Below are 25,624 nucleotides of genomic sequence, written 5' to 3' on the forward strand. Positions count from 1 at the left end.
GCGGGGGAGATCCCCGCCCGCCGGCGGGGTGGGTGAGAGGAGGCGGCCCCCTCACCCACCCGGATGCTCAGCCGACCGGCTGCGTCGTCGGCGAACCGAGCACCATCGGCGCGACGATCAGCTTGTCGACGCGCGGGGCCTCGCCGTCGGCGCTGAACACGCGGAGCGGCTCGCCGTCGCTCGACAGGGTCACCTGCATGCTGCGCTCCAGGAAGCTGTTCCAGCTGAAGGTGTGGCGGTGGTAGCCGTACCCCACCTCCTGGTCACCCTCGGCGATGTCGAGGCGGAGGTCGACCACCTGCGGGTTGTACGGGTGGGGCGAGGCGAGGCTCGCGTTGGAGTACCAGACCGACACGGCGTAGTCCCCGGCGCTGTCGAAGCCCGCGGAGCGCGCGAACTCGATCGCGTTCCCCTCGCCGCCGCCCAGACCGTCGACGTAGCCGCCACCCGTCGCGTTCGTGCCCGTGGCGGGGGCGAGCGTTCCGGCCTGCGCGGTGCCCGTGAGCTGCCCGTCCTCTGCCTCCAGGACGACGCGCGCGTCGTCGGCGGCGCGGACCCGCGTCGTCGTCACGCTCTCGATCGCGACATCGCCCGACGAGCGCAGCTCGATCTCGTTGATGCCCTCAGCGAGGTGCACTCGGGCCGTCGACTCCCAGCTGCCCTTTCGGTCGCTTGCGAGTTCGACAGGCGAGCCGCCGTTGATCGTGACCTCGATCGCGCCCGCGCGGCCGCTCTCGTAGGCGACCGACAGGTCGTAGTAGCCCGAGTCCATCGCCGTGACGTAGAGGTCGGCGCGCCCGCTGTCCGACAGGCTCGCGAATCCGGACGCCTTCTTGCCCTGGTACGCGATCTTCGCGCCGTCGTACAGACGGAACGTCGATGCCGGGTGCACCGTCGGCTCACCGTCGGTCACATCCGTGAGCAGGAAGCGGTCGAGCGTGACGTCGGGGTAGGGGAGAAGGTTCTCTCCATCGGCGGTGGTGCGGAGCGTGAGCTCGTGCGTGCCCGCGGTGAGCTCGACCAGGGTCTCGCCGCTGCCGCGGTAGTTCCAGTGCAGGTCGGCCCGGTACTGCACCGTGCCCGCGTATGCGCCGTCGACCCACAGGGCGTGCTGGCCGGGGTTCTTGTTGGAGGCGCCGATCGCCTGCAACCGGTAGAGACCGTCGCGCGGCACCTCGACCGTCCAGGTCGCGGTCGAGTCGAGCGTCTTGAACGCGCGCACGTCCTGGTTGCCGGAGGCGAGCCACGTCCAGCCGCCACTCGCCTTCGGGTCGTGGCTCTGCACGTACGAGCCGGTGATCGCGGTGCTCTCGGCCTCGACCGTCGCGCTCCAGGGCTGCGCCGCGAGATCCTGCTCGACATCGTGCGTGCCGGCCGGAGTGATCAGCACCTGGTAGGCCGCGTAGCGGTTGAACGTGTCGACCGGGATCGTGAGCTTGCCGCCCGCGAGCGCTGCGCCATCCGCCGCCCAGACGAGAGCCGGGGTGTCGGCGAGCCCCTGCGCGCCGACCGTCGCGATCTCGCGCACCTCGACGTCGACCCGGTTGCCGAACACCTTTCGATCGAGCCCTTCGAGCGACACCTCGACGTCGGCGTCCGTCCCGCCGAGAAGCACGGTCGCGCGCCGGTTCTCGTCGTCGACGGCCGCGATGCCCTGCAGAGTGTCGGCGGTGTCGGGACGCGGCGGCGTCACACGCACGGTCTCCGACCCCTCGAGGTCGCCGTACCACTTGAACATCCACCACCCGGCGTTCGCGCCGTTCGGCCGTGAGGAGTTGTCGGAGAAGTTGCCCGAGTAGCCCCAGTACGCGGTCTGGGCGTCGACCTTCGTGTCCTCGAACATCGAGAACCACTGGATGAGCTGACCGGGCTGCCCCATGTCGCGCAGCATCCCGTACTCCGTGATGTTGACGGGGATCGGATCGATGCCCTTCGATGACTCGATCGCGCGGAACTCCGCGAGATGACCGCGATAGGTCGCGAGATTGTCGATGCCGAGCTCGTGCCAGATCCACACGTCGGGGACGGACCCGTCGGCGATCGCGTAGTCGAGGAACTCCGTGCTCGGCGTCTTCCGCCAGTGACTGTCGCCGGGGCCGCCGATGCGCGGCCGGTCGAGACCGTGTCGCGCGTAGACCTCCTCGATCTTCTCGTGCACCGCGGTCCAGTCGGCGAAGAACTGCTCCTTGTCGGCCGCCCAGTCCGAGTACCAGATCCAGTCCGGCTCGTTGAACGGGATGAAGGTGTACTCCTCGGGGTGGTCGGATTGCGTCGCGACCGCCTCGGTGACGAACTCGATCACCTCGAGGTAGTCCCAGACGCCGTTGCCGCCCTCGGTGTAGGAGCCGGTCGCGACGTCGTAGGTGCGGTCGTCGCCCGGGCGGACGCCGCTGTTGTACGGCCACTCGGGGTAGTAGTCCTGCTGGTAGATGTACAGGTCCTCGCCGTGCTTGTCGAAGAACCCGTCCTCGATCTTCAGTGTGTCGCCGCCGGGGTGCTGCGTGCCGTACGGCGGCTTCTGGGACGTGTTCGTGATGTGCGCGCCGTTGATCAGCGCCTGAGTCGGAGCGCCGTCGTCGCCGAACCCGTACAGCGTTCCGCTCGCGCCTCCGCGGAACTCTCCGGTGCGATCGGAGAAGTCGACGGTCAGGCGCTCCGCGTCGGCCGCGACCGCGGGTGGAGCGGCGAAGCCGCTCGTGACCAGCGCAGCGGCAGCGAGCGTCGTCGCCGCGCCCAGTGTTCTCTTCATGGGAAGGGATCTCCTCTTCATCGAGTCGGGTGCTTCGGCTCACCACTGGGAGGCGACACTAGCAACGCGTGATAACGATTACAAGACAGACTTGATAGCGATTTCAGAATCCGCTACGTTCGCCTCTTGAAATCGCTATCAGCGACTCGACCGGGTCGCGTGGACCGCAATGACGAGGAGTGACGTGACCGAACAGCTGGCGTGGGGAGACGGCGACCTGACCCTCACCTTCGGATGGGCCGACGACGCCCCCGTCCATCTCGCGGCTCTCCGGATGGGCGAGCGCGCGCTGCCGCTGTACCGCGTCCCGCTCGTCGAGATCCTCACGGCCACGGCCGGGCACCTGCCTGCGTCGGGCCGCCTCTCGCACACCGAACTCGGTGCGCGCCTTCGCCACATCGATCATGAGGTCGATGAAGACGGGCGCCTCATCATCCGCCAGCAGGCCGACGGCGTCGAGGCGGTGACCCAGCTCGAAAGGCTCGCGGGCGCTCCTCGGGCCGTCCGCGCGCAGACGAGTGTGCGCGCGCTCGGAACCGACCCTGTCGTCCTGCGGTCGGTGACGTCATGGGCGGGCGGCTTTACGGCGCGCGACGCGAGCGGGCCCGAGAAGCTCGACGGGTGGGTGCGCGTGTCGGGCGTGAGCGACTGGCTCGGGGAGGGGCGCTGGACCCGCACGCCGCTGCGCGGACCGGACTTCCCGCACCTCGCCGAGCACCTCACGGGGCACAACCCGCGCGGCGCCTGGGCGGTGAGCTCGGACGGCACCTGGTCGACGGGCGCGGACCTGCCCGTCGGGGGGCTGGAGAGCGCAGCGCTCGGGCTGGCGCTCGTGTGGCAGATCGAGCACAACGGAGCCTGGCGCAGCGAGATCGGCGAGGACACGGACGGCGGATACCTGAGCCTCTCGGGGCCGACGGACACCGACGCGTCGTGGACGCGCCGGCTCGCACCGGGGGAGGCCTTCGAGACGGTTCCTGTCGAGCTCGCCTACGGTCGGGACTTGGAGGACGCGCTGGACGCGCTCACGGACTTCCGCCGCTCCGCGCGGCGCGCCCACCCGGACAACGTCGCGATGCCGGTCGTCTTCAACGACTACATGAACACGCTCAACGGAGATCCGACGACCGAGCGGCTGCTCCCGCTCATCTCCGCGGCGGCCGAGGTGGGGGCCGAGGTCTTCTGCATCGATGCGGGCTGGTACGACGACAGCGGTCACTGGTGGGACACGGTCGGAGAATGGCGGCCCTCCCGCACCCGCTTCCCGGGAGGTCTCTCGGAGGTGGTCGACGCCATCCGCGACGCCGGGATGGTGCCAGGGCTCTGGCTCGAGCCCGAGGTCGTCGGCGTGCGCAGCCCCGTCGCAGAGACGCTTCCGCGGGAGGCCTTCCTCCAGCGTCACGGACAGCGGATCGTCGAGCACCACCGGTACCACCTCGACCTGCGGCACCCGGCGGCGGTCGCTCACCTCGATGCGGTCGTCGACCGCCTTGTCGCCGACTTCGGCGTCGGGTTCTTCAAATTCGACTACAACGTGAACCCCGGTGCGGGAACCGACCACGACGCCGACAGCCCGGGCGATGGGCTCCTCGCTCACAACCGCGCCCACCTCGCCTGGCTCGACGGCGTTCTCGACCGCCACCCCGGACTGGTGATCGAGAACTGCGCCTCGGGAGCGATGCGGATGGACTTCGCGATGCTCTCGCGGCTGGCCATGCAGTCGACCTCCGACCAGCAGGACTTCCGGAAGTACCCGCCGATCGCAGCCGCGGCTCCGATCTCGATGCTGCCCGAGCAGGCGGCGAGCTGGGCGTACCCGCAGCCCGACATGAACGCGGAGGAGCTCTCGTTCAGCCTCGTCACGGGACTTCTCGGCCGGTTCTACGTGTCGGGCTACCTCAACCGGATGACCGACGCACAGCGTGAGGTCGTCGCAGCGGCCGTCGCGCAGGCCAAGTCGCTGCGCACGCTCATCCGCAGCGGCAAGGCCCATTGGCCCCTCGGGCTTCCGGGATGGACCGACCCGTGGGTCGCGCTGTCCATCCGCTCGGAAGGCGAGGAGGTCGTGTCGGTCTGGCGCCGGGACGGCGAGAGCTCGACGTCCCTGTCGTTCCCGCACCTCATCGGCGCCGACGTGGAGGTCTCGCCGGTGTTCCCCCTCCACCTCCCGGCCTGGCGGACGACGTGGGACGCCCCCTCCGGGACCCTGACGCTGCACGCGGGCGATGCCGATCTCGCCGCGCGCACCATCCGCCTCAGCGTGGGCACCCCGACCCGCTGACCTCTCTCCGGTGCCCATCCCGAGCGCCGGAGCAACCACGAAGGAGCAATTCGATGAAGAACACGTTCCGCGCAGGCGCGGCGCTCGCCGCCGTCGCCGCGCTCACCCTCACCGGGTGCTCGGATCCCGGCGCAGGAGCCGGCGCGAGCGACCCCGCCGAGTGGCCCGCGCAGGACGCCGATCTCGCGGGAACGACCCTGACGATCTGGGCGGCGCAGAACTCGAACACCGTGCCGGACAGCGTCATCGCCGGCTTCGAGGAGCTGACCGGCGCGGAGGTCGAGGTCGTCACGATCCCGGATCCCTACGAGCAGGGCGTGCAGACGAAGGTGGCCACGGGCGACAAGCCCGACCTCGCGTTCTGGCAGCCGACGTCGTCCATGCTGACCGCGCTCAACGCCCCGACGAACCTTCAGCCGCTCGACGACGCCCCCTGGCTCGACGCGTACAAGCCCGAGCTGCGGGATATCACCGGCATCCTCGACGACACGCGCTACGCGGCGCTCATCACGACCCCCGCTGTCGAGGGCGTGTACTACAACAAGGAGGTCTTCGAGGAGGCCGGGGTCACCGACCTCCCGAAGAACTGGGACGAGTTCATCGCGCTCGCGCGGGACCTCAAGGAGCAGGGCACGACGCCGTTCTTCGACTTCGGCGGGGGCACGCCCTGGGCCACGCAGTGGTGGGTTCAGGTGCAGCTCGCCGACGCCGCGAAGGACGGCCTGTGGGACGAGGTGAACGCGAACGAGAAGGGGTTCGACGAGTCGCCGATCCAGGACGCGATCGACGAGTACGCCGCCCTGATCGATGAGGGGCTCTTCAACGAGGACATCAAGACCGCGACCTTCGAGGAGCAGGGCCCTGCGCTCCTGAGCGGCGAGGCGGCGATGGTCGTCCAGGTGAACTCGTTCTTCGGCCAGCTGCAGTCCCTGGCGGATACCGCGGAGCTCGATGAGAAGATCGGCTTCTTCCCCATCTCTCCGAGCGGCAACGTGGGCACCTTCATCCCCGATCAGTCCAACGCCCTCGTGGCGTTCAAGACGGGGGATGCCGAGCGCGAGGCCGCATCGCGCCAGCTCCTCTCGTACTGGCTCGGCGACGGCTACGAGGAGTTCGTGAACGCCCAGTCCACGGTCTCGCTGCAGACGGATGTCCCGTCGTCGGACGAGGTGCCGCAGGCGCTTCTCGACGTGAGCGCGTCGCTCGGCGACGCGGTCGGCTCGATGCAGGCGCTCGCCGTCGCCAACCCCGACCTCTACCTGAACCTCGGCGACATGATCCAGGGCACCATGACGCCGGCCGAGGTGGGCGAGGCCACGCAGGCCCAGTTCGCCGAGCTGGCCAAGGCGATCGGCGCCTCCGGCTTCTGACTCTCGGACAGCCGGGCGCCGACGAGGTCGGCGCCCGGCACCCCACCGGAAGGCATTCACCCATGACGACCACCCTCGGTCTCCCGCGCCAGGCGGCGCCGGCCGCTCGACCCGACGAGCAGCCGGCCCCGCCCGCACGACGCACGCAGGACCATCCGGCCTGGTTCCTGATCCCCGCGCTCGTCGTTCTCGTCGTGTTCTTCCTCGTGCCGACGATCTTCAACTTCATCTACGCGTTCACCGACTGGTCGAGCTTCAAGTCCGAGATCGGCTTCGTCGGCTGGGCGAACTTCACCGCGCTGTTCTCGAGCGGCCAGCTCGTGAACGCGCTCTGGGTGACGCTCCTCTACGCCGTGCTCGTCGCCGTCTTCCAGAACCTCTTCGGTCTCGCGCTCGCGCTCCTCCTCGAGCGCGACACGCGACTGAACCGGATCATCCGCGTCGCGTTCTTCATCCCCGTCATCATGTCGGCGCTCGCGGTCGGCTACATCTTCCAGGCGATGCTCAAGCCCGAGGGCGCTCTCAACGGCATCCTCGGCTTCCTCACCGGGCAGGACGTGCAGATCGCGTGGCTCGGAAGCACGACCTGGACCATCGTCGTCGTCGCTCTCGTGCACGCATGGAAGTGGATGGGGCTGTCCATGCTCATCTATCTCGCGGGGCTGAAGACGATCAGCGGCGATGTTCTCGAGGCGGCGCGGATCGACGGATCCGGCTGGTGGGGAACCTTCACCGCCATCCGCTTCCCGCTCCTCGCGCCCGCGGTCACCTTCAATGTCGCGACCGCGCTGCTCGGCTCGATGAACGGGTTCGACATCGTGCAGGCCACGACGGCGGGCGGTCCGGGCGGCACGACCGAGCTCCTCAACATCTTCATCTTCCGCACATTCGGCCAGGGCCTCTTCGCCCAGGCGACGACGATGAGCCTCGTGCTCTTCCTGACGGTGGCCGTGCTGGCCTTCCCCGTCATCCGCATGCTCCGGAAGCGAGAGGACATCCTGTGACCGCCACCATCCCTCACGCCGCGTCGCGGCGTCGCTCGAGCGTCGCGGCCTCGCGCTGGGCGCAGCCTGTCGTCGCTTTCGTGACAGCTGTCGTGCTGCTCGGGATCCCGTTCTGGCTCGTCGTCGTCACCGCGTCGAAGACCCAGGCGGAGGCCTTCGAGCCCGATCTCAGCCTGCCGTCCGAGTGGCGTCTCCTCGAGAATCTCGCGACGGTCTTCACGGAGGGCCGGATGTGGCCGGCGTTCCTCGGGAGCGCGCTCGTGATGATCCCCTCCGTGCTCGGGGTGCTCATCCTCGGGTCCATGGCCGCCTGGATCCTCGGGCGCCGGCGGGGCCGCGTCATGTCGGCTGTGTACGCGCTCGGCATCAGCGGCATCGTGCTCCCGCCCGCGGTCGTCACGATCGTCCTCCTGCTGCGGCAGCTCGGCCTCGCCGGAACGCCGCTCGGCATGATCGGCGTCTACATGGGCATGTACCTCTCCACCGTGATCTTCTTCGTGACCGGCTTCGTGAGGACCATCCCCGCCGAGCTCGAGGAAGCCGCGCGGGTCGACGGCGCAGGGCCCGTCCGGGTCTTCGTGCGGATCATCCTGCCGCTGCTCATGCCCGTGCTCGCGACCGCGACGATCCTCATCTGCCTCTACATCTGGAACGACGTCTTCTACGCGCTCTTCGTGGTCGGCGGTCGCCTGGACACCCTGCCCCTGAACCTCTACCAGGTCGCGAGCTCGGGACTCTACCTGCAGAACTGGCACCTGATCTTCGCGTACATCGTGCTGATGAGCCTTCCGCTCCTGATCACGTTCATCGTGGCGCAGCGCAAGATCATCTCCGGTATCACGAGCGGCGCGGTCAAGTGAGACGATGAGGGCGAAGGACACCACCGACATGAAGAGCAAGCACCCCACCATCGCCGACGTCGCCCGGCGCGCCGGAGTCTCGGTGCCGACGGTGTCACGGGTGCTCACCGGTGCGGCGAGGGTCAGCCCGACGAAGCGCGAGGCCGTCGAGAACGCGATCGCCGAGCTCAACTACCGCCCGAGCGCAGCCGCCCGCGCCCTCGTCTCGCGGCGCTCGCAGGTCATCGCCGTGATCGCCGGGGACACGTCCCGCTACGGATACGCCGAGACGATCCGAGGCGTGGAGCTCGCCGCACGCGCCGAGGGATACACCGTCATGATCACGGTCGTCGAGTCAGCCGACGATGACGAGGTCGATCGGGCGATCACCGCCACGCTCACACATGCCATCGCGGGAGTGGTCGTGCTCAAGTTCGACCCTCCCGGGGTGGCCGTGGTGAACCGGCTTCCCGACGACATCCCGGTCGTCGCGCTCTCCGGCGTGCGCGACGTGAGCGTTCCGCAGGCGGTGCTCGACGAGACCCGCGCGGCAGAGGAGCTCACGAACTTCCTGCTCGAACTCGGCCACGAGACGGTGCATCATGTGCGCGTGCCGCCCTCGCGTCGGGAGGACGGGCGGACGACCGGATGGCGCCGAGCGCTGCGGAAGGCCGGCGCACCGATCCCCGCGCCGTTCGACGCGACGTGGGAGCCGGTGAGCGGACGGCAGGTCGCGCGGGAGATCGCGGCGGATCCGACCGTGACCGCCGTGTTCTGCGGCAACGACGAGATCGCGATGGGCGTCATGCGCGGTCTGGCCGACGCCGGCCTGCGCGTCCCGGAGGACATCTCGGTGGTCGGATTCGACGATCACCCGCTGAGTGAGATCTGGTCGCCTCCCCTGACGACCGCCCATCAGGATTTCGCCGGGATGGGACGCCGGGGGTTCCAGCTGCTGCTCGACCTCCTGAACGGCGCTGGCGGCAAGCGCTTCTCCTCCGAGCGCCCGGCGCTCGTCACGCGGGAGAGCGCCGCAGCGCCCAGCCCTGAGCGCATGCGCGCGCTCGAGGACGCTCGAGACGAGCTGGCCGCGGGCGCCTGACGCGCGCACAGAACCGGGCCGCCGAACAGAAGTAGGCGTCCCGTCAGGCGGCGATCTTCGGCCGTCGCCGACCGTGGCGGGGCCTCGTCCGCGTTGCGCGCGAGGCCCCGCCACGCTGTCGCGTGGACGTCAGCCCGCTCGTTCCAGGCTCACGTCCACCCAGAACTGCAAGGCGTCCTCCGCCTGCACGTGCTCCGGCGCGACGTGCAGCCATCCGGGTCCCATCGTCCGCTCGCCCATGAAGGCCTGCTCGGCCGCGGTGCTCTCGATCAGGTCCGCATGACGGCTCGGTGCGACGTGAACCAGCAGCTCCCCGTCCTTGCCGGCCGTCACCGCCATCCGCTCGTCGACCATGAACGCGCGGCTGCCGAACATCGACACTTCGCGGACCACGCGCCCGTCGAGGAGCTCGCGGATGCGCGCCGCGAGCGCATCTCGCGCCGGTCGCTCGGCGGCAGCCACTGTCAGCGCCCGCCCTTTGCGAGGTAGTCCTGGCCGTCGTAGTGCAGCTGCAGCCGATCGATGACGCCGTCGCGAAGCGTGAAGAACTCGGCGATGCGCACCACGCCGCCCGGCATCGTCGCGTCGTAGAGGACCGCGGAGCCGCTCGTGCCATGCACCTCCTGGACGAGCTCGATTCCCTGCACCGTCGCGACGAAGCCCGAGGCGCCTTGGAGGAAGCCCTCCGTGGCATCGGGGATGTGGCCGGCGAGTGATCCCGTGAAGTCGAGATGGTCGGAGAGGAGCGGGCGGAGCGCGTCGCCATCGCCATAGGCATCGGCGCCGGACGTGAGCACGGCGTAGTACTCCTGCAGGACACGCGGCGCGTCGCTGGAGACGATCATGGGGAACCTCCCGAGTCGAGTTACTATAAATTCTCAAGTGATCTTTCTCGAAGTCAAGAGGGTTCCGTGAAGTCATACGGCCAGCTGTGCGCGGTTGCGCGTGCTCTGGATGTGGTCGGCGATCGCTGGACGCTGCTGATCGTGCGCGAGCTGCTCATCCTGGGTCGTGCCCGATTCCGCGACCTGCAGGCGGGCCTGCCCGGTCTCGCACCGAATCTGCTCACCCAGCGCCTGCGCGACCTGGAGGGGGAAGGTGTGCTGCGACGCGAGCGGGATACGCCGCGGAGCGACTACATCCTCACCGAACGCGGACGGGCGCTCGAGGGGGTCGTGCGCGAGCTGCTGAAATGGGGAGCGCCGACCGTGCGCGATGCGCCCGCCGACGCGATCTTCCAGATGCACTGGCTGAGCATGCCGGCGGCGCACCTGCTGCGCGACAGTCAGCCGGAGCGAGGTGTTGGGTGCGTGCGATTCGGCGATCCGGCGGACGGGTTCGACGTGCTCGTCGGTGACGGCGTGGTCCGCGTCGGCCCGTGCGATGGCGGGCGGACTCCGGACGCCGTCGTGAAGGGGCCAGGGGCAGCTCTTGTCGGACTGATCCAGGGTGCGCTGCCGCTCGAGCGCGCCGCGGCCGCGGGTGTCGCGATCGAGGGCGACGTCGAGGCGCTTCGCCGCATCCTGCCCGCGGGTTGAGCGGAGACAGAGCTGCGGCGGACAGGGGTGCATCCCCGTCCGCCGCAGCGTGTGCGGTATCTGCTGCTCAGCGGCGTGCCGGCGCCGGCAGCATCCGCTGCTCCTCGCTGACGAGGGTCGCGCTCCCGACACCGGGAGCCGACACGGTGAGCTCGACGCTCAGGCGCTTGCCGGCGTCGCCGCGGACCGGCGTGTAGCTCGAATCGGTCGCACCCGCGATCGGCCGCCCGTTGCGCAGCCACTGCCACGAGACGTCGCCGTCGGCGGGGGCGAACTCCGCGACCGCCTCAACGGGCTCGCCGATCGCGGGTGCCTCGCTGAGCTCGAGCCGTGTGATCACGGCCGTCCTCGAGATCGCGACGGTCGTCTCGCTCGAGACGGATCCGTCGGCCGATGTCACGACGATGCGCGCAGTCCATCCGTTCGAGGCGTCGGCCTGCTCCACCTCGACCGATGCCTCATCGTCGAGCGCGAAGGCCTGCACGACGGGCGGAATGGACGGATCGGCGGTCACCTCGTAGGCGCTGGCCTCGGGGGAGAAGCCCTCCACCGTCTCGCCGGCCACGCGGAGGTCCGCGAGGGTCGCGACTGCGGCCGGCGAGGCCACGCTCTCGAACAGCTCGACCTCCGAGACGATCATGTGCATCCCCTCGGCGGCGTGCAGGGTGAAGCGCACCCCGGTCGCCGTCCGGGTGGCGAACTCGGTCGTCACGATCGGAGCGCCGGTGGACGGAGACTCCACGGCCTGCGGAGACTCCCAGCCGGGCGCGGGCGCCCAGGTGCCGTCGGCGTCGCGCACCTCGATCGTCATCGTCTCGGCCCAGCTCGCGCGGCCGTCGCGCCAGAAGCGGATCGCGGCTCCGTCGAGGTCGCGCGCCTCGAACGTGTAGGTGAGGGTGCTGGTCTGCTCCTGGGCGCTGCCGGACCAGTTCGACCATCCCTTGTCGTCGAGGACGCCGTTCAGGGTGCGCTCCGCCGGGTAGCCGGGCTCCGTGTAGCTGGCCTCGACGGCGACGCCCCCGTCTGCCGCGAAGCTGCGCTGCGTGCCCTCCGTGACGAGCACGGCGAGCCGCGCCTCGAGCTCCGCGCCGTCGGCCTGCGCCGTCCCGGCGATCGAGATCGCACCGGGCTCGGTCAGCGCGCTCTCATCGAGCGTCGTCCAGTCCCACTCGACCGGCACCTCGAAGGCGTGCTCCGACGCCCCCACGCGGGCCGGGACGGTGTCCGGAGCCGCGGCCCGCACGGCGTCCGCCGTGGTGCCCGCCGCGACCGTGACCGATACGGGATCCGTCGCGGTGAGGCCGCCGACATCGACGTGCGCGACGACGGTGAACCTCTGCCCGAACAGGTCGACGGCCGTGCCCGGCACCTCCACGCGGCCCTCGTTCTCCCAGGTCGCGTCATCGGGAAGGTCCCACTCGACCGGAACCGCCGCGCCCGTGCCCCACGCGTACGCGGAGAGGACGGTCTCGGGCAGCAGAGGAGCGACGCCGGCCGTCGTGCGCGCAGGGATCGCCGTCCCATTGACGGGGGTCAGGTCGCGCGCCTCCCAGGCCTGGTTCGCGCCTCCGTTGGAGCCGTACACGCCCACCGAGGCGCCCTCGGCCGATGACTGCCCGCCCACCTCGAGGGCGAGCGCAAGCGCCTCGTTCACGAACGAGAAGCTCTTCCCGTCGGTCGTGTTGACGATCCACCGTGTCTCGGGGCTCTGGGCCGCGGCCGACGGGTCGATGTCGCGCAGGTCGGTGCCCGCGCTCGTCGCGCCGAGGACGCGCCCGTCGCCGTTCTCGAGCACGACGCGCTGGGTCGCGGTCCTCTCGCCGACGGCGACGGTGTGGGCCGTCCACTTCTGCGCCGATGCGGTCGCGGCGTCGTCGGCGAGCGTCGTGATGCTCGTCGCCGCACCGGAGCCGCCGGCCGTGAGCGCCTTTCCGCTCTGCGCGCCGACGAGCTGGTAGCTGTGCCCATCCTCGATGGCGGGAGCATCGGCGGAGACGCCGGAGACGCCGTCGATCACGAACGTCGTGACCGACTTCGCGGGCACGGTGAGCGTGGCCGACGCGTCGTCGACGGCGACGGGTGCTCCCTCGACGAGCGCGTTCGCGGTCGGCTCATCGGGCGACGGGGCCTCCGTCGTGACGTACGGCGTCACGGTCGCGCCGTCCGCGATCTCGCCGAAGGCGGAGAGATCGAGCGTGACCGAAGCCGCATCCGCGCTCGTGTTGCGGTGGACGATGGTCGCGCCCGTTCCGTCACCGCGGATGGCCGCGGTGCTCGAGGTGTCGTCGACGGGCACGAGGCGATCGCCCTCGTGGATGAACTTCGTGAAGTTGCGGATGGTGTTGAACTTCGAGTTGACCTCGACGCCGCACGGCTCGACGGCGGACGAGTCGCCGCCCGCGTCCGCGACGCGTCGCGCCGACTTCCACACGGAGCGGCCATCCTCCTCGTAGGGCTCGCAGTCGAGGTCGATGAAGACCGAGCCCCAGTTGAGGTCCTCGCCCTGCGGCTGCATGTTGTAGAGGTCTTCGACGGGCTGCCAGAGCACCCACGCGCTCGGCTCGAGCTCGCGCAGGTCGTCCATGATCCGACCCGCGATGCCGAGACCGTTCTCGATGTCGACGGGGTCGTAGCCGTCGACCCAGCTGCCCTCGATCTCGCTCATCCAGAGCGGAGTGTCGGCCTGCTTCGCGAGGTCGCGCACGACGAGGCGTCCGCTCGTGCCATACGTGTGCACGTTCATGCGGCTGACGTCCTCGCGCGTCTCCGCGGGGTATGCCGCCCAGTTCCGCGCGAAGATCCCGGGGTTCGTCTCGTCCATGGCCGAGATGCGCGCATCCGTCTCGGCCCCGTCGAGCGCGGCGGCGAGCGCCTCGACGACCTCGACCTGGCGCTGCGGCCCGACGTGCATGCCCTCCTGGCGGCCGCCGACCGGAACGCCGTTCTCGAGCCGCGTCCCCCAGTAGTTCGTGTTCGGCTCGTTGAACGGGTCGATCGTGTCGACTTCGATCCCGTGCTCGGCTTCGAGGTGCTCCGTGACCTTGACGAGGTACTGGGCGAACGCCTCGTCCGCCTCGGGCTTGAGCTGCTCGGCTGCCGCGTCGAACCCGCCCGAGACGTAGCCGCTCTCGGTCATGAAGTAGGGCGCCGAGTTCGCGAAGGTCTCCCAGTGCGTGATCTGCCCGTCGGCGACGAGCCGGTCGACCCACCAGCGCTGCGTCTCGTCGGCGTCCCAGTCATAGTGCGCGGGGTCATCCGCGTCGAACGCCTCGAGAACCGCGTCGCGATCGGCGTAGGTCGTCGCCGCTCCGCCGTAGATCCCCTCGGAGCCATCGGGATCCGGTGCCCACCAGCCCTCGACGGCGCCGCCCGCGCGCAGGTAGTCGGCCACGTCCGAGGCGTTGCCGCCGCCGATGTTGTAGCGGGCGATGTTGAGGTCGAGCCCGTCCTCGCCGAAGACCGCCTGGTAGAGCTCCTCGCGGAGTTCCTCGGGGTAGTCGCCGGTCGCATTCGCGAACCAGACGAGGCTCGTGCCCCACCCCTCGAACGCCTCGCCCGCGTAGGCGGGGTTCGGCGTGATCGTGACGGATCGCTCCGCCGCCTCGGCCGCGCTCGCGGCGGGTGAGGCGATCAGCGCCCCTCCCACGAGCGCGGCGCCCGTCGTGAGCGCCGCGGCGCGCCGCAGCGTGTGCGATGTCGGCATCGACACTGCCCCTTTCGTCGTCGAAAGCGTCGCGCGGCGCCCGGTTGGGCCGCCCGCTGCGACAGACCATGTTTGCGCAACCATAGCGGATGCCGCGCGACCGCCGCAGGCCGCGCGCACGCCACGACCTCGCGATTGGCCCGAGACGGAGGGCCCGCTCCTCTGCGAGCCTGCTCGGATGGGCGTGCCATGCACACGCGGGAAGGGAACGAGATGACGACGACGGCGACCGGATACACGGCAGGCGACTTCGCGGTGCGGCGGCATGCCGCCCCGACCTCGGTCGGCGAGCGCGAGCGCATTCTCGAGGACCCGGTGTTCGGCCAGCGCTTCACCGACCATATGGCGATCGCGGAATGGAGTGCAGGCAGCGGCTGGCACGACCTGCGCGTGGAGCCCATGGGGCCGCTTCCGCTCCATCCTGCAAGCGCCGTCCTGCACTACGGGCAGGAGATCTTCGAAGGCCTCAAGGTCTACCGCCATCCGGATGGCCGGCTCGTCACGTTCCGTCCGGAGATGAACGCGCGGCGGATGGCGCGCTCGGCGGAGCGGCTCGCCCTGCCGGTCCCGCCGGAATCGCTGTTCCTCTCGGCGGTCGACGCGCTCCTCGCGCAGGACGCGGAATGGGTTCCCGCGCGCCCCGGCGCGAGCCTCTACCTGCGTCCGTTCGTCATCGCATCGGAGGCGTTCCTCGGCGTGCGACCGGCGAAGCAGGCGCTCTTCGGAGTGATCGCCTCGCCCGCGGGCGCCTATTTCTCGGGCGCGAGCGAGGGCGTCTCGCTCTGGCTCTCGACGGACTTCTCGCGCGCGGGGCGCGGCGGCACGGGAGCCGCGAAGTGCGGAGGGAACTACGCGGCGTCGCTCGCCGCCCAGCGCGAGGCCGAGGCGCACGGCTGCGCACAGGTGCTCTTCACCGATGCCGAGACGCACACCTGGGTCGAGGAAGCCGGCAGCATGAACATCTTCTTCGCCTTCGCCGACGGGTCGATCGTCACGCCTCCGGCCGAGGGGACCATCCTCGAGGGCGTCACGCGGGACAGCGCGCTCGCGCTCGCGGCCGACCTCGGCCACCGGGTCGAGGAGCGCCCCGTGAGCGTCGACGAGTGGGCCAGGGCGGCCGCGGACGGAACCCTCGTCGAGGTGTTCGCGACCGGAACCGCCGCCGTCGTGACGCCCATCGCCCGCCTCGTCTCGCCCGAGCGCGTCATCGAGACGCCGACCGCGGGCTTCGGCCCGATCGCCGCGCGGCTGCGCGACGAGCTGACCGGCATGCAGTTCGGCACCGTGCCCGATCGATTCGGGTGGCTGCGTCAGGTCGGCCGCGCGCCGGCTGCCTGACGGCGGGCCATCCGCCGCGCGTCTCGCGAGCGGCGGATGGCCCGATGCCCGTCAGGCGCGCTCGACCGGGAGCCAGAGCTCGCACCGGGCGTGGGTGAACGCGGCGTCGTGCTCGAGAACGGCCACGATGGATGGCCCCGGACGCAGGCGCCAGGGGTTCGACGGGAACCACTCGGCGGCGGTCGCGGCCCACATGTCCTGCAGGGCCTTCGGATGCGGGCCGTCGCTCGTGAAGACGGCCCAGCTGCCGGCGGGCACCGCGATCGCATCGAGGTCGTCGGGAGCGTCGACGTCATCCGAGATCGCGACACCGTGCAGGTACGTCAGCTCGCTGCCCTCCGCGCTGTCCTGCTCGATGTCGTCGGTCACCTGGAGGATGCCCGCCGGCTCGGTGTCGCCGAGCGCCTTGAGACGCACGTGCTCTTCCATCGGGATGCGGGCGATGTGCTCCTGGATGTGCGGGTTGACCCCCTCGTGAATGAGCGGCACGCGCGTGGCGTGGCCGACCAGCCGGAGTGCGGGGCGTTCGATGAGGCGGACGTGCATGGGGGTGCTCCCTTCGACGGTCAGGCGGAACCTGAGCTGCTGTTGACTGCGGAAGGGGCCGCCGTCGCGACGGGCTTCGCTCGGGCCGACGCCGTGCACGCTGCGGAACGCCCGCGCGAACGCCTCGGTCGATCCGTAGCCGTACCGCACGGCGATCGCGAGCAGGTCGCCCGACGACTCCGCGACATCCGCCGCGGCCAGCGTCATGCGCCGCCTCCGGACGTATTCCGCGATCGGCATGCCCGCGAGCGACGAGAACATCCGTCGCAGGTGGTGCTCCGTCGTGCCGTGGGCGTGAGCGACGGCGGCCACGTCGATCTCGTCGTCGGGCGTGCGCTCGACGGCGTCGATCAGGTCGTTGAGTGCGGCGATCATGGCCCCTCCTTCCGGATCGAGTCTCGTTCGCACGACCGCTGCTCCGCCCGACCGTTCCGGACCGATCCGGTCGGGTGCTACCGCAGCGCCTCGCGCGCGAAGAGGGCGATGTCGGCGCTTCCCTCGCGCGTGAGCCGCTCGCGCCATCCGAAGAGCACCCCGAGCAGGTCCTCCGTGCGCCCGGCGACGCTCGCGATGTCATCGCGGTCGAACTCGCCGCTCGGGTGCTGCCATCCCGCCATCGTGAGCCCGAAGGCGATCGCGCGCCACCGCTCATCCGCCGGGGTGCCGTCGGCGAGCGAGAGGAACAGGAGCACCGCCGCGTCGACCTCGGCGTCCTGCAGCTTGCGGTAGAGCCCGCGCGCGACGAGTCGCAGCAGCCGCCGCGGGTGGCCGAGCGCTTTCTTCGCCTCTGCGCCCAGCAGCAGGCGCCCCTTCTGCACCCGCACGAGCCCGAGACGCTGCGCCGTCTCGCGCAGGTTCGCGATCGGCGGCGTGAGGTCCTCGCGGTTGCCCTTGCCGATCCAGTCCTCGATCCAGCCGAGCGCGGTCATGCCGTCGAGTACGACGTCGGGCGGCAGCCAGCCCGCCGAGGTGAGGTCGATGCCGCCCGCGCCGACGGCGTCCACGAGCCATGCGAAGGGGCGGATCAGCCGCTCGGCCGTCGCATCGTCGAGGTCGGTGGGCGCGAGCACGCCGGTGCGATAGAGATGCTGGCGGAGCTCGGAGCGGATGGCCGGAGGGAGCGTCCCCGCGAACGCGACGATGGGCGACTCGAGGTCGACATCGCCCGGCGGGCGCAGCTCGTCCGCCTTGACGAGGCCCGACATGTCGTACGGGTGGACGCCGGAGCCGCCGGGGTTGAAGAGCAGGTTGAGCTCGGCCTGGATCGACGGCGGGTCGAAGAACGTGGGGTCCGCCGGCGCCCAGGGCCCGACGGTGTCGGCGACCCACTGCCGGATCTCGTCGTGCTCCGGGTGGTCGGGGTCGGCCCAGATCGCGCACTTCTCCTGGTACCCCTCCGCGCCGCCGGAGTCCTCCCACGGCCCGCGATTGCGCCCCGTGCGCAGAAGCACGGGCGGGGCCTCGGCGATCGGCGTCATCTCGTGGTTGATCTCCACGAGGTGGTGCCACGTGTCGCCGAAGTCGTAGATGTAGGCGAGCGGTGACTCCTCGAGGGCCCCGAGGATGGTCCACTCGTCCTCATCGAGGATCTCCGGATCGTCGGACGACGGCTGCCCCCACCGCAGGGGCGGGCGCGGGGTCAGGTCCTCGGTGAGGGGCAGCCCCTCGAAGGTCTCGTGTCGATGGGTCTCGCGCCAGCCCAGCATCACCTGGATCGCCATGTGCAGCTGGCGGATGGTCATCTGGCCGTCGATCTCGAACTCGCGCCAGATCTCCGGCTCGACGTCGCGCAGGGTGACGCGGAGGTAGAGGCGCTCGTCCGGTTCCATGGGTCGATCGTACGGACAGGCCGCGGCCCAACGTTGGGCCGGGGCACTTGCCGCTCGTGCGCCGCGGCCCTACCGTGCTGTGCGAGAAGCCGACGCGCTCGACGCCGGAGGAGTGCCCATGACCGCCATCACGCCCCGGAGCCGGCCCTGGCTGCTGCGCCGTTGGCCCGCGCTCGCGGGCCTCGCCTTCGGAGGGGCGCTCGCCCTCGCCTTCGCGCGCGGCTTCTCGGACTCCGCCGAGGTCGCTCAGGTGCTCACGGCGGCCGGCTTCGTCTACCTCAGCGCCGCCGCGCTCGGCCGGCCCAGCCTCGCGTGGCCGCTCTTCGGCGTCACCTTCGTGCTCATCGGCGCAGGAGCCCTCATCGACGGTTTCGACCCGTTCTGGGCCCTGGTCGTCCTCGCGATCGTGCTTGTCGTCGTCGGCGTCGTGCGCGGAGCCATCCGGCCGCCGTGGGGGCTTCCGCTGCAGGCCGCTGCGATGGCGGCGATCATCGGGATCGCGCTCGTCGTCGCGGCGCTCGGTCAGCCATGGGCGGGAGTGCTCGTCGGGCTCGGGCTGCTCGGGCACGCGGCGTGGGATGCGCGGCACCTGCGCGCGCGACGCGTCGTCGCGCCATCCATGGCCGAGTTCTGCTGCGCTCTCGATGCGCTGCTCGGCGTGGCCGTGATCGGGATGTCCGTGGCCGCGTGAGTCACGGTGACTCAGGCGACCGGGCCGTGAGTCACGGTGACTCGGACACGGTGGTCGACGCGCGCACGAGGAGCTCGGGCGTCAGCAGCGAGGACTCGGGTGTCTCGCCCGCGACGACCCGCAGGAGGGTCTCGAGAGCACGCCGCCCCATCTCGTGCATCGGCGAGCGGACGGTCGTGAGCGGGATGCCCACGGAGGCCGCGAGCGGCGTGTCGTTGTAGCCGACGAGGGCGACGTCGTCCGGCACCGACAGCCCCCGCGTGATGAGGGCGCCGAGGCTTCCGATCGCGGCGAAGTCGTTGGTCGCGAAGACCGCGTCGGGGCGGATCCCGGCGTCGAGCGCCGCCATCGTCGCCTCCTGCCCGGCGGCCGCGTCGAATCCGCGATAGACGATGCGCTCGGGCGGCACGTCCACGCCCGCGTCATGGAAGCTGTCGATCAGCCCCTGCGTGCGGTCGCGGGCGGTGGAGGCGAACGCGAGGCCCGCGAGGATCAGGACGTCGGTGCGGCCGATCCGGAGCAGGTGCTCGCCGACGAGGCGGCCTCCCAGATAGTCGTCGCACGTGATCCCCACGTGCGGAGGGCGTCGTCGCGAGGTCACGACGAACGGCACTCCCTGCTCCGCGAGCTCGTCGAGGAACGGGTCGTCGAGGTGGGCGTCTCCGAAGATGATCCCGTCGACGCGGCGGTCGAGCATCTGCTGGGTGCGGATGCGCTGCTGCGCGACGTCGTCGAGCGAGTTCGTCACGAAGGTCGAGATGCCGCGCTCTTCGGCGGCCTCGTCGATGCCCTCGTAGATCGTGGCGAGCACGTAGTCCTGGAGGCGGGGGACGATCACGCCGATCTGGTTCGATCGCGCCGTGCGCAGGCTCGCCGCGTGGGGGTTGCGGCGGTAGCCGTGCTCCTCGGCGATCTGCCGGATCTCCGCGACCTTGCCCGGTGAGGCCCAGCGCAGGGCCTCCTCGCCGGGGGCGCCCAGGACGCGGGAGACGGTCGTGATGCTCACGCCGGCGAGGTCGGCAATGCCGCGCTGGGTGATGGGGCGCCGGCCCGGTGGTGGTGTCACGCGTGCTCCTCGTGGGACGAGTCCATTGTGGCGCACGGCGCCGTCGCCGCCGACGTGATGTCGCGTCGGTTTGCCGCAAACTCCTGTAACACGATCTTTACACAAACGATTGCGTTTAACGATTGCGTGGGAGCAGTATGGACGGCAACCCGCTCGCTCGACCCTCGGAAGAAGCTCATGCCCCACCTCGTGCTCCTCGGTACCGGAGGCACCATCGCCTCGCGGCGCATGCCCTCCGGCGGGTCGAAGGCGACCGACTCCGCGGCCGAGCTCGCTGCCGCCGCGGGGGATCTCGACGGCGACATCACGGTCGAGGTGCACGACGTGCTGGCGGTCAACTCGTTCAACCTCGAGCTGCGCGACCTGCGCACCATCTCCGACGCGGTGGCTCACGTGCTCTCCCGAGACGACGTCGACGGCGTCGTCGTCTCGCACGGCACGGACACGCTCGAGGAGACGGCTGCTCTGCTCGACCTCGTCCACGACGATCCCCGCCCCGTCGTGCTCACCGGTGCGCAGCGCTCGGCCGACGCGCCGGACACCGACGGTCCGCGCAACCTGCGAGACGCCCTGGTCGTGGCCGCCTCGCCCGACAGCCGCCGTCGCGGAGCGCTCGTGGTGTTCGCCGGCGAGGTCTTCAGCGCGTTCGGGCTGCGCAAGGCGCACACGCTCGCCGCCCAGCCGTTCGCGAACGTCTTCGGAGGGCCGATCGGGCGCGTCCTCGATCGACCGGAGTACGCGTTCCGCCCCGACGCCCGCGCACCCCTCGCCCGACCGGGTGCCGCCTTCGACGCCGTCCGCGTCGACCTCGTGCTCGCCTACCCCGGCGCCGACTCAGCGCTGCTCGACGCCGCGGTGCGCGCGGGCGCGCAGGGCGTGATCGTCCTCGGCGGCGGCGCAGGAAACCCGGGGACCCGACTGACCGAGGGGATCGCGCGCGCCTCGAGGGCGGGCGTCGTCGTCGGGCTCGGAACGCGGACGGGGGCAGGCGCCGTCGTTCCGCTGTACGCGGGAGGCGGCGCGGTCGACGCCGTCCACGCCGGCGCGGTGCCCCTCGGCGCGGTGCCGGCGACCCAGGCGCGCATCCTCCTCGCCCTGATCCTCGCGGAAGCCCAGGACGCGGCGGACGACGGCGCCGCGGAGACCGCGCGCAGCCGATTCGCGCGCGTCTGCACGCATGCGGACGCGCGGTCTGCGCCGTCCGCTGCCCTCTGACCACCCACACGAAGGACATCCGTCCTCACTGAGAAAAGGAGATCCACCATGGCCAAGGAAATCTTCGTGGCTTTCGGAGTCGACGTCGACGCCGTCGGCGGATGGCTCGGCTCGTACGGCGGGGAGGACTCGCCCGGCGACATCTCGCGCGGCCTCTTCGCCGGCGAGGTCGGCGTGCCGCGGCTCAACCGCCTGTTCGAGCGGTACGACCTGCCGAGCACGTGGTTCTGGCCCGGGCATTCCATCGAGACGTTCCCCGAGCAGTTCGACCAGGTCGTCGCCGCAGGCCACGAGATCGGGGTCCACGGCTACAGCCATGAGAACCCCATCGCCATGACGCGCGAGCAGGAGTCGGAGATCCTGACCTACTGCATCGACCTCATCGAGCGGCGCGCGGGCAAGCGGCCCACGGGCTACGTCGCGCCGTGGTGGGAGTTCTCGCCCGTCACGAACGAGCTCCTCATCGAGCAGGGCATCCGCTACGACCACTCGCTCATGCACCGCGACTTCGAGCCGTACTACGTCCGCGTCGGGGACACCTGGGACAAGATCGACTACGACCAGCCCGCGAGCACGTGGATGAAGCCGCTCGTGCGCGGTCAGGAGACCGATCTCGTCGAGATCCCCGCCAGCTGGTACCTCGACGACCTGCCTCCCATGATGTTCATCAAGTCGAGCCCGAACAGCCACGGCTTCGTGAACCCCCGCGACATCGAGCAGATGTGGCGCGACCAGTTCGACTGGATCCACCGCGAGAACGACTACGCGGTCTTCACCATGACCATCCACCCGGATGTCTCGGGGCGCCCGCAGGTGCTCCTCATGCTCGAGCGCCTCATCGAGTACATCAACTCGCACGACGGCGTGCGCTGGAGCACCTTCGACGGCATCGCGACCGACTTCCTCGCCCGTTCTCCGCGTCAGCACTGACGCGCACCCGAAGGACACGACATGTCAACCATCACCCCCGCGCTGCGCAGAGTCGGCGTGAGAGAGACCCGCCGGGCGACCGGCATCGCCTTCTTCGCCTGGACCATCGCGGTCTACGACTTCATCCTCTTCGGCACCCTGCTGCCGCGCATCGAGGAGGGATTCGGCTGGGAGCCGAGCTTCGCCCTCCTCGTCTCGACGTTCGTGAGCATCGGGACGTTCATCGTCGTGATCCTCGTGGGTCCGCTCGTCGACCGGCTCGGGCGCCGCAAGGGCATGGTGATCTCGGTCGGCGGCACCGCCGCCTCGTCTGCCGCGACCGCGATCACCCAGGGCGCCGTCTCGCTCGTCGGCGTCCGCGCGATCAGCGGCCTCGGCCTCGCCGAGCAGTCGGTCAACGCGACCTACCTCAACGAGCTCTACAGCGTCACCGACGACGAGAAGATCAAGCGCAACCAGGGCTTCGTCTACTCCATGGTGCAGACCGGCTGGCCGCTGGGCGCCCTGCTCGCCGCGGGCTTCGTGGCGATCATGACGGCGATCGTCGGCCCCGAGAACTGGCGCATCGTGTTCCTCGTGGCGACCGTCCCGGCGATCATCGTCGCCCTCCTGTGCCTCACGCTCAAGGAGAGCCCCCAGTTCGTGGCGATGCGCCACATCAAGAAGCTCAGCGCGGCCGGCGACCACGAGGGCGCCGAGCAGTTCGCCCGCAGCGTCGGCCTCGACGTGCAGAAGCACGCCCCGTTCCGACGCATCTTCCAGGGCCGGCACCTGCGGAGCACGATCGTGCTGTCGCTCGCGTGGCTGTTCAACTGGTTCGGCATCCAGACCTTCTCGGTGCTCGGCACGACCGTGCTCGAGAGCGGCAAGGGCTTCGACGCCTCGAACGCGCTCATCATGATCGTCCTGTCGAACATCGTCGGCGCGCTCGGCTACCTCACGCACGGATGGCTGGGCGATCGGCTCGGCCGACGCAACGTCATCGTCGGCGGGTGGCTGCTCGGCGGCATCATGTTCGCCGCGATGCTGCTCGGGCCGAGCAACCCCGTGTTCGTACTCGTGACGTACATGCTCGGCCTGTTCTTCCTGCTCGGCCCGTACGCCGCGATCATGTTCTTCCAGGCGGAGTGCTACGACGCAGACTGCCGGGCCACGGGCTCGACGTTCATCGGCGCGATGAGCCAGCCCGGAGCCGTGATCGCGGGGTTCATCCTCACCGGCCTCGTCGCGGCCGCCGTGCCCTTCTCGATGGCGGCGTTCATCGTCGGCGCGCTCGGAACGTTCCTCTCCGGCCTCATCATGCTCTTCGTCAAGAAGGGCGCGGGCGCCGTCGAGCCTCGCGCGGGGGAGGTGCCCGCATGACGGACGCACCGGTGACGATCATCTCGGGCGCCGCCAGCGGCATCGGCCGGGCGACGGCCGTGCGTCTCGCGGGCGACGGGCACCGCGTCGTCATCGGGCGCTTCCCGGGCGACCCGCACGACGCTCACGAGACCCTGCGCGGCGTGGAGTCCGCGGGTGGCGAGGGGATCGTCGTGGACCTGGATGTCGCGAGCACCGCGTCGACCGACGCCTTCGCCGAGGCGGCGCTCGCGGCCTTCGGGCGGATCGATCACGTCGTCGCGAACGCCGGCATCCTCCGTCGGGCCGCCTTCGCGGACATGACCGACGACGCCTGGGACGCCATGCTCCAGGTCGACCTGCACGGCGTCATGCGGCTCGTGCGCGCGGCCATCCCGCACCTCTCGGAAGGCAGCTCGATCGTCGCCATCTCGTCCATCGCGGGCGGCGTGTACGGCTGGGAGGAGCACGCGCACTACGCGACGGCGAAGGCGGGCGTCCTCGGACTCGTCCGGAGCATCGCGGTCGAGTTCGCTCCGCACGGCATCCGCGCGAACGCGATCATCCCCGGCCTCATCGAATCGCCGCAGTCTCTCGACGCGGCGAACTCGCTGGGGCCGGACGGCCTGCGCGCCGCGGGCGACTACATCCCCTGGGGGCGCGTCGGTCGCGTGGAGGAGGTCGCGAGCGTCGCGGCGTTCCTGCTCTCGCACGATGCGGCCTACGTGAGCGGCCAGTCGATCACGGTGGACGGCGGGCTCACCGTCGCGATGAGGAGCTGAGGATGACCCTTCCGGACTACGGCGGAGTGCTCGTCGGCCGCACCGCGCTGGTCACCGGCGCCGCGAGCGGGATCGGCCTGGCCACGGCCATCCATCTCGCCGCCGCGGGGGCACGCGTCGCGCTCGCCGATCGCAGCCCTCGTGTGGCAGACGCAGCGGCCGAGATCTCGCGCGGCGGGTCGGCCGAGCACGTCGGCCTGACCTTCGACGCGGCGGAGGAGGCGAGCATCGTCTCCGTCGTCGCGGAGGCGGAGCGCGCGCTGGGGCGCATCGACGTGCTGGTCACCTCGCACGGGATCCTGACCGAGTCGCCGGTCGAGAGCATGGGCCTCGCGCAGTGGAACGAGACCGTCTCGATCGATCTGACCAGCGTCTTCCTGCTGTGCCCCGAGGTGCTCCCGGGGATGCGTGCGCGCGGGCACGGTCGCATCATCAACGTCGCATCGCAGCTGGGGCAGAAGGGCGGAACGGGCATGGCGCACTACGCGGCGGCCAAGGCCGGCGTGATCGCTCTCACGAAGTCGCTCGCTCTCGAGGTGTCGCGCGACGGCGTGCTCGCGAACTGCATCGCGCCGGGCCCGATCGAGACGCCGCTCGTGGCCGGCATCAGCGATGACTGGAAGGTCGCGAAGCGCGCCGAGCTGCCCCTCGGGCGCTTCGGGCAGGTCGACGAGGTCGCGCCCACGGCCGTCATGCTCGCGTCCTCGCCGTTCGGAGACCTCTACGTCGGCCAGACGCTGGGGCCCAACAGCGGCGACGTGATGCTCTGATGTGCGGAGGGTGCGGGGCAGCGCAGGCATCGTGGGCCGATGCCGTGCTGTCCCGCGCCCACGCGCGCGGCGTGGTCGCGCGGATCGCGTCCGCACTCGGGCATCGCCTGAGCGTCCGCGCGTCGCCGAGCGGATGGACGGTGTCGCGCGCCGGATCCGCGCCCGCCGTCTGCAGGACCGCTCGCGAACTCGCGCACGTCCTCCGGCCGGACGTCGAGGTTCTGTGCGCACGGGATGGCGCCGACGGTCTCCTCCAGCGGATGCTCACCGAGGGGGAGCATCGGCCGGTGACCGTCGCCCGCGGGGACGTGCCGGCCGGGGTGGTCGGAGCCGCACCGGATGATCGCGCTCGCCCCGTGCGCCCCGAGGAGGTCATCCCCTGGGTGCTCCATGCATGCCTTCTCGAGGTCGCGGGCGTCGCCGCTCCGCGTCTTCTGCTCTCCGACGACGAGGGCCGCTGGATTCTGGACCCGTCGTCACATGCGGGCGGCTGAACGTCGATCTGTGACGAACTCCCCTGCTGCAGGGCG

Annotated in this window: 21 protein-coding genes; 14 read left to right on the forward strand and 7 right to left on the reverse strand. The window is 70.6% G+C overall.

Annotated elements, in window-relative coordinates:
- Positions 1-67: 67 nt before the first annotated feature.
- Positions 68-2,749, reverse strand: coding sequence for a carbohydrate-binding protein (locus tag GC092_RS00755; protein ID WP_324013486.1), 2,682 nt, complete (start codon positions 2,747-2,749; stop codon positions 68-70).
- A 184-nt stretch (positions 2,750-2,933) separates the two neighbouring features.
- Between GC092_RS00755 and GC092_RS00760 the strand changes: the two genes are divergently transcribed.
- From GC092_RS00760 to GC092_RS00780, 5 genes are all read left to right on the forward strand, one after another.
- Positions 2,934-5,030, forward strand: coding sequence for a glycoside hydrolase family 36 protein (locus GC092_RS00760; RefSeq protein WP_324013488.1), 2,097 nt, complete (start codon positions 2,934-2,936; stop codon positions 5,028-5,030).
- A gap of 53 nt (positions 5,031-5,083) precedes the next feature.
- Positions 5,084-6,400, forward strand: coding sequence for an ABC transporter substrate-binding protein (locus tag GC092_RS00765; protein WP_324013490.1), 1,317 nt, complete (start codon positions 5,084-5,086; stop codon positions 6,398-6,400).
- A gap of 62 nt (positions 6,401-6,462) precedes the next feature.
- Complete coding sequence (locus GC092_RS00770) at positions 6,463-7,404, forward strand: carbohydrate ABC transporter permease (protein WP_324013492.1); 942 nt, start codon at positions 6,463-6,465, stop codon at positions 7,402-7,404.
- Entirely contained in the window at positions 7,401-8,264 is an 864-nt protein-coding gene (locus GC092_RS00775) for a carbohydrate ABC transporter permease (RefSeq protein WP_324013494.1), read from the forward strand. Before GC092_RS00770 ends, GC092_RS00775 begins: the two co-directional genes overlap by 4 nt.
- A gap of 28 nt (positions 8,265-8,292) precedes the next feature.
- The gene (locus tag GC092_RS00780; RefSeq protein ID WP_324013495.1) at positions 8,293-9,345 is read left to right on the forward strand and encodes a LacI family DNA-binding transcriptional regulator; all 1,053 of its coding nucleotides are present in this window, start codon (positions 8,293-8,295) and stop codon (positions 9,343-9,345) included.
- Between the two features lie 129 nt (positions 9,346-9,474).
- Here GC092_RS00780 and GC092_RS00785 read toward each other — a convergent pair whose 3' ends face one another.
- Positions 9,475-9,807 carry a TfoX/Sxy family protein gene (locus GC092_RS00785; protein ID WP_324013496.1) on the reverse strand — a complete coding sequence of 111 codons (333 nt, stop codon included), beginning with the start codon at positions 9,805-9,807 and terminating at the stop codon, positions 9,475-9,477.
- 2 nt (positions 9,808-9,809) lie between these two features.
- Positions 9,810-10,190 (reverse strand): nuclear transport factor 2-like protein, encoded by a 381-nt coding sequence (locus tag GC092_RS00790; protein WP_324013498.1) that lies wholly within the window; start codon positions 10,188-10,190, stop codon positions 9,810-9,812.
- A gap of 111 nt (positions 10,191-10,301) precedes the next feature.
- Between GC092_RS00790 and GC092_RS00795 the strand changes: the two genes are divergently transcribed.
- The gene (locus GC092_RS00795) at positions 10,302-10,883 is read left to right on the forward strand and encodes an HxlR-like winged helix-turn-helix transcriptional regulator (protein WP_324014820.1); all 582 of its coding nucleotides are present in this window, start codon (positions 10,302-10,304) and stop codon (positions 10,881-10,883) included.
- Between the two features lie 67 nt (positions 10,884-10,950).
- On the opposite strand, the gene GC092_RS00800 is transcribed toward GC092_RS00795, so the two are convergent.
- Complete coding sequence (locus GC092_RS00800; RefSeq protein WP_324013499.1) at positions 10,951-14,586, reverse strand: glycoside hydrolase; 3,636 nt, start codon at positions 14,584-14,586, stop codon at positions 10,951-10,953.
- A gap of 213 nt (positions 14,587-14,799) precedes the next feature.
- On the opposite strand from GC092_RS00800, the gene GC092_RS00805 reads away from it, so the two are divergent.
- Positions 14,800-15,924, forward strand: a complete 1,125-nt coding sequence (locus GC092_RS00805) for a branched-chain amino acid aminotransferase (RefSeq protein ID WP_324013501.1) — start codon at positions 14,800-14,802, stop codon at positions 15,922-15,924.
- A gap of 51 nt (positions 15,925-15,975) precedes the next feature.
- Here the strand turns inward: GC092_RS00805 and GC092_RS00810 are convergent, their stop codons facing one another.
- Together GC092_RS00810 and GC092_RS00815 are read right to left on the reverse strand one after the other, a co-directional pair.
- On the reverse strand, positions 15,976-16,845 hold the full coding sequence (locus tag GC092_RS00810) for an AraC family transcriptional regulator (protein ID WP_324013502.1): 870 nt from the start codon (positions 16,843-16,845) through the stop codon (positions 15,976-15,978).
- Between the two features lie 77 nt (positions 16,846-16,922).
- Complete coding sequence (locus tag GC092_RS00815) at positions 16,923-18,299, reverse strand: plasmid pRiA4b ORF-3 family protein (protein WP_324013503.1); 1,377 nt, start codon at positions 18,297-18,299, stop codon at positions 16,923-16,925.
- A gap of 118 nt (positions 18,300-18,417) precedes the next feature.
- Between GC092_RS00815 and GC092_RS00820 the strand changes: the two genes are divergently transcribed.
- Positions 18,418-18,990 (forward strand): hypothetical protein, encoded by a 573-nt coding sequence (locus GC092_RS00820; RefSeq protein ID WP_324013504.1) that lies wholly within the window; start codon positions 18,418-18,420, stop codon positions 18,988-18,990.
- A gap of 31 nt (positions 18,991-19,021) precedes the next feature.
- On the opposite strand, the gene GC092_RS00825 is transcribed toward GC092_RS00820, so the two are convergent.
- Complete coding sequence (locus GC092_RS00825) at positions 19,022-20,056, reverse strand: LacI family DNA-binding transcriptional regulator (protein WP_324013505.1); 1,035 nt, start codon at positions 20,054-20,056, stop codon at positions 19,022-19,024.
- A gap of 177 nt (positions 20,057-20,233) precedes the next feature.
- On the opposite strand from GC092_RS00825, the gene GC092_RS00830 reads away from it, so the two are divergent.
- Genes GC092_RS00830 through GC092_RS00855 form a run of 6 tightly spaced genes read left to right on the forward strand, consistent with a single transcriptional unit; the run spans position 20,234 to position 25,588 of the window.
- Complete coding sequence (locus GC092_RS00830) at positions 20,234-21,271, forward strand: asparaginase (protein ID WP_324013506.1); 1,038 nt, start codon at positions 20,234-20,236, stop codon at positions 21,269-21,271.
- Between the two features lie 48 nt (positions 21,272-21,319).
- Complete coding sequence (locus GC092_RS00835; protein ID WP_324013507.1) at positions 21,320-22,201, forward strand: polysaccharide deacetylase family protein; 882 nt, start codon at positions 21,320-21,322, stop codon at positions 22,199-22,201.
- A gap of 21 nt (positions 22,202-22,222) precedes the next feature.
- Complete coding sequence (locus tag GC092_RS00840; protein ID WP_324013509.1) at positions 22,223-23,563, forward strand: MFS transporter; 1,341 nt, start codon at positions 22,223-22,225, stop codon at positions 23,561-23,563.
- Complete coding sequence (locus GC092_RS00845; protein WP_324013510.1) at positions 23,560-24,324, forward strand: SDR family NAD(P)-dependent oxidoreductase; 765 nt, start codon at positions 23,560-23,562, stop codon at positions 24,322-24,324. The genes GC092_RS00840 and GC092_RS00845 overlap by 4 nt, the downstream gene beginning before the upstream one ends.
- A gap of 2 nt (positions 24,325-24,326) precedes the next feature.
- A complete protein-coding gene (locus tag GC092_RS00850; protein ID WP_324013512.1) occupies positions 24,327-25,094 on the forward strand; it encodes an SDR family NAD(P)-dependent oxidoreductase in 768 nt (255 codons plus the stop codon).
- Positions 25,095-25,138: 44 nt separating this feature from the next.
- Positions 25,139-25,588: a hypothetical protein gene (locus GC092_RS00855; RefSeq protein ID WP_324013514.1), complete on the forward strand. Its 450-nt coding sequence runs from the start codon at positions 25,139-25,141 to the stop codon at positions 25,586-25,588.
- The last annotated feature ends 36 nt before the right edge of the window (positions 25,589-25,624 follow it).

Source organism: Microbacterium sp. JZ37 (assembly GCF_035188445.1).
GTDB classification, from domain to species: Bacteria; Actinomycetota; Actinomycetes; order Actinomycetales; family Microbacteriaceae; genus Microbacterium; species Microbacterium barkeri.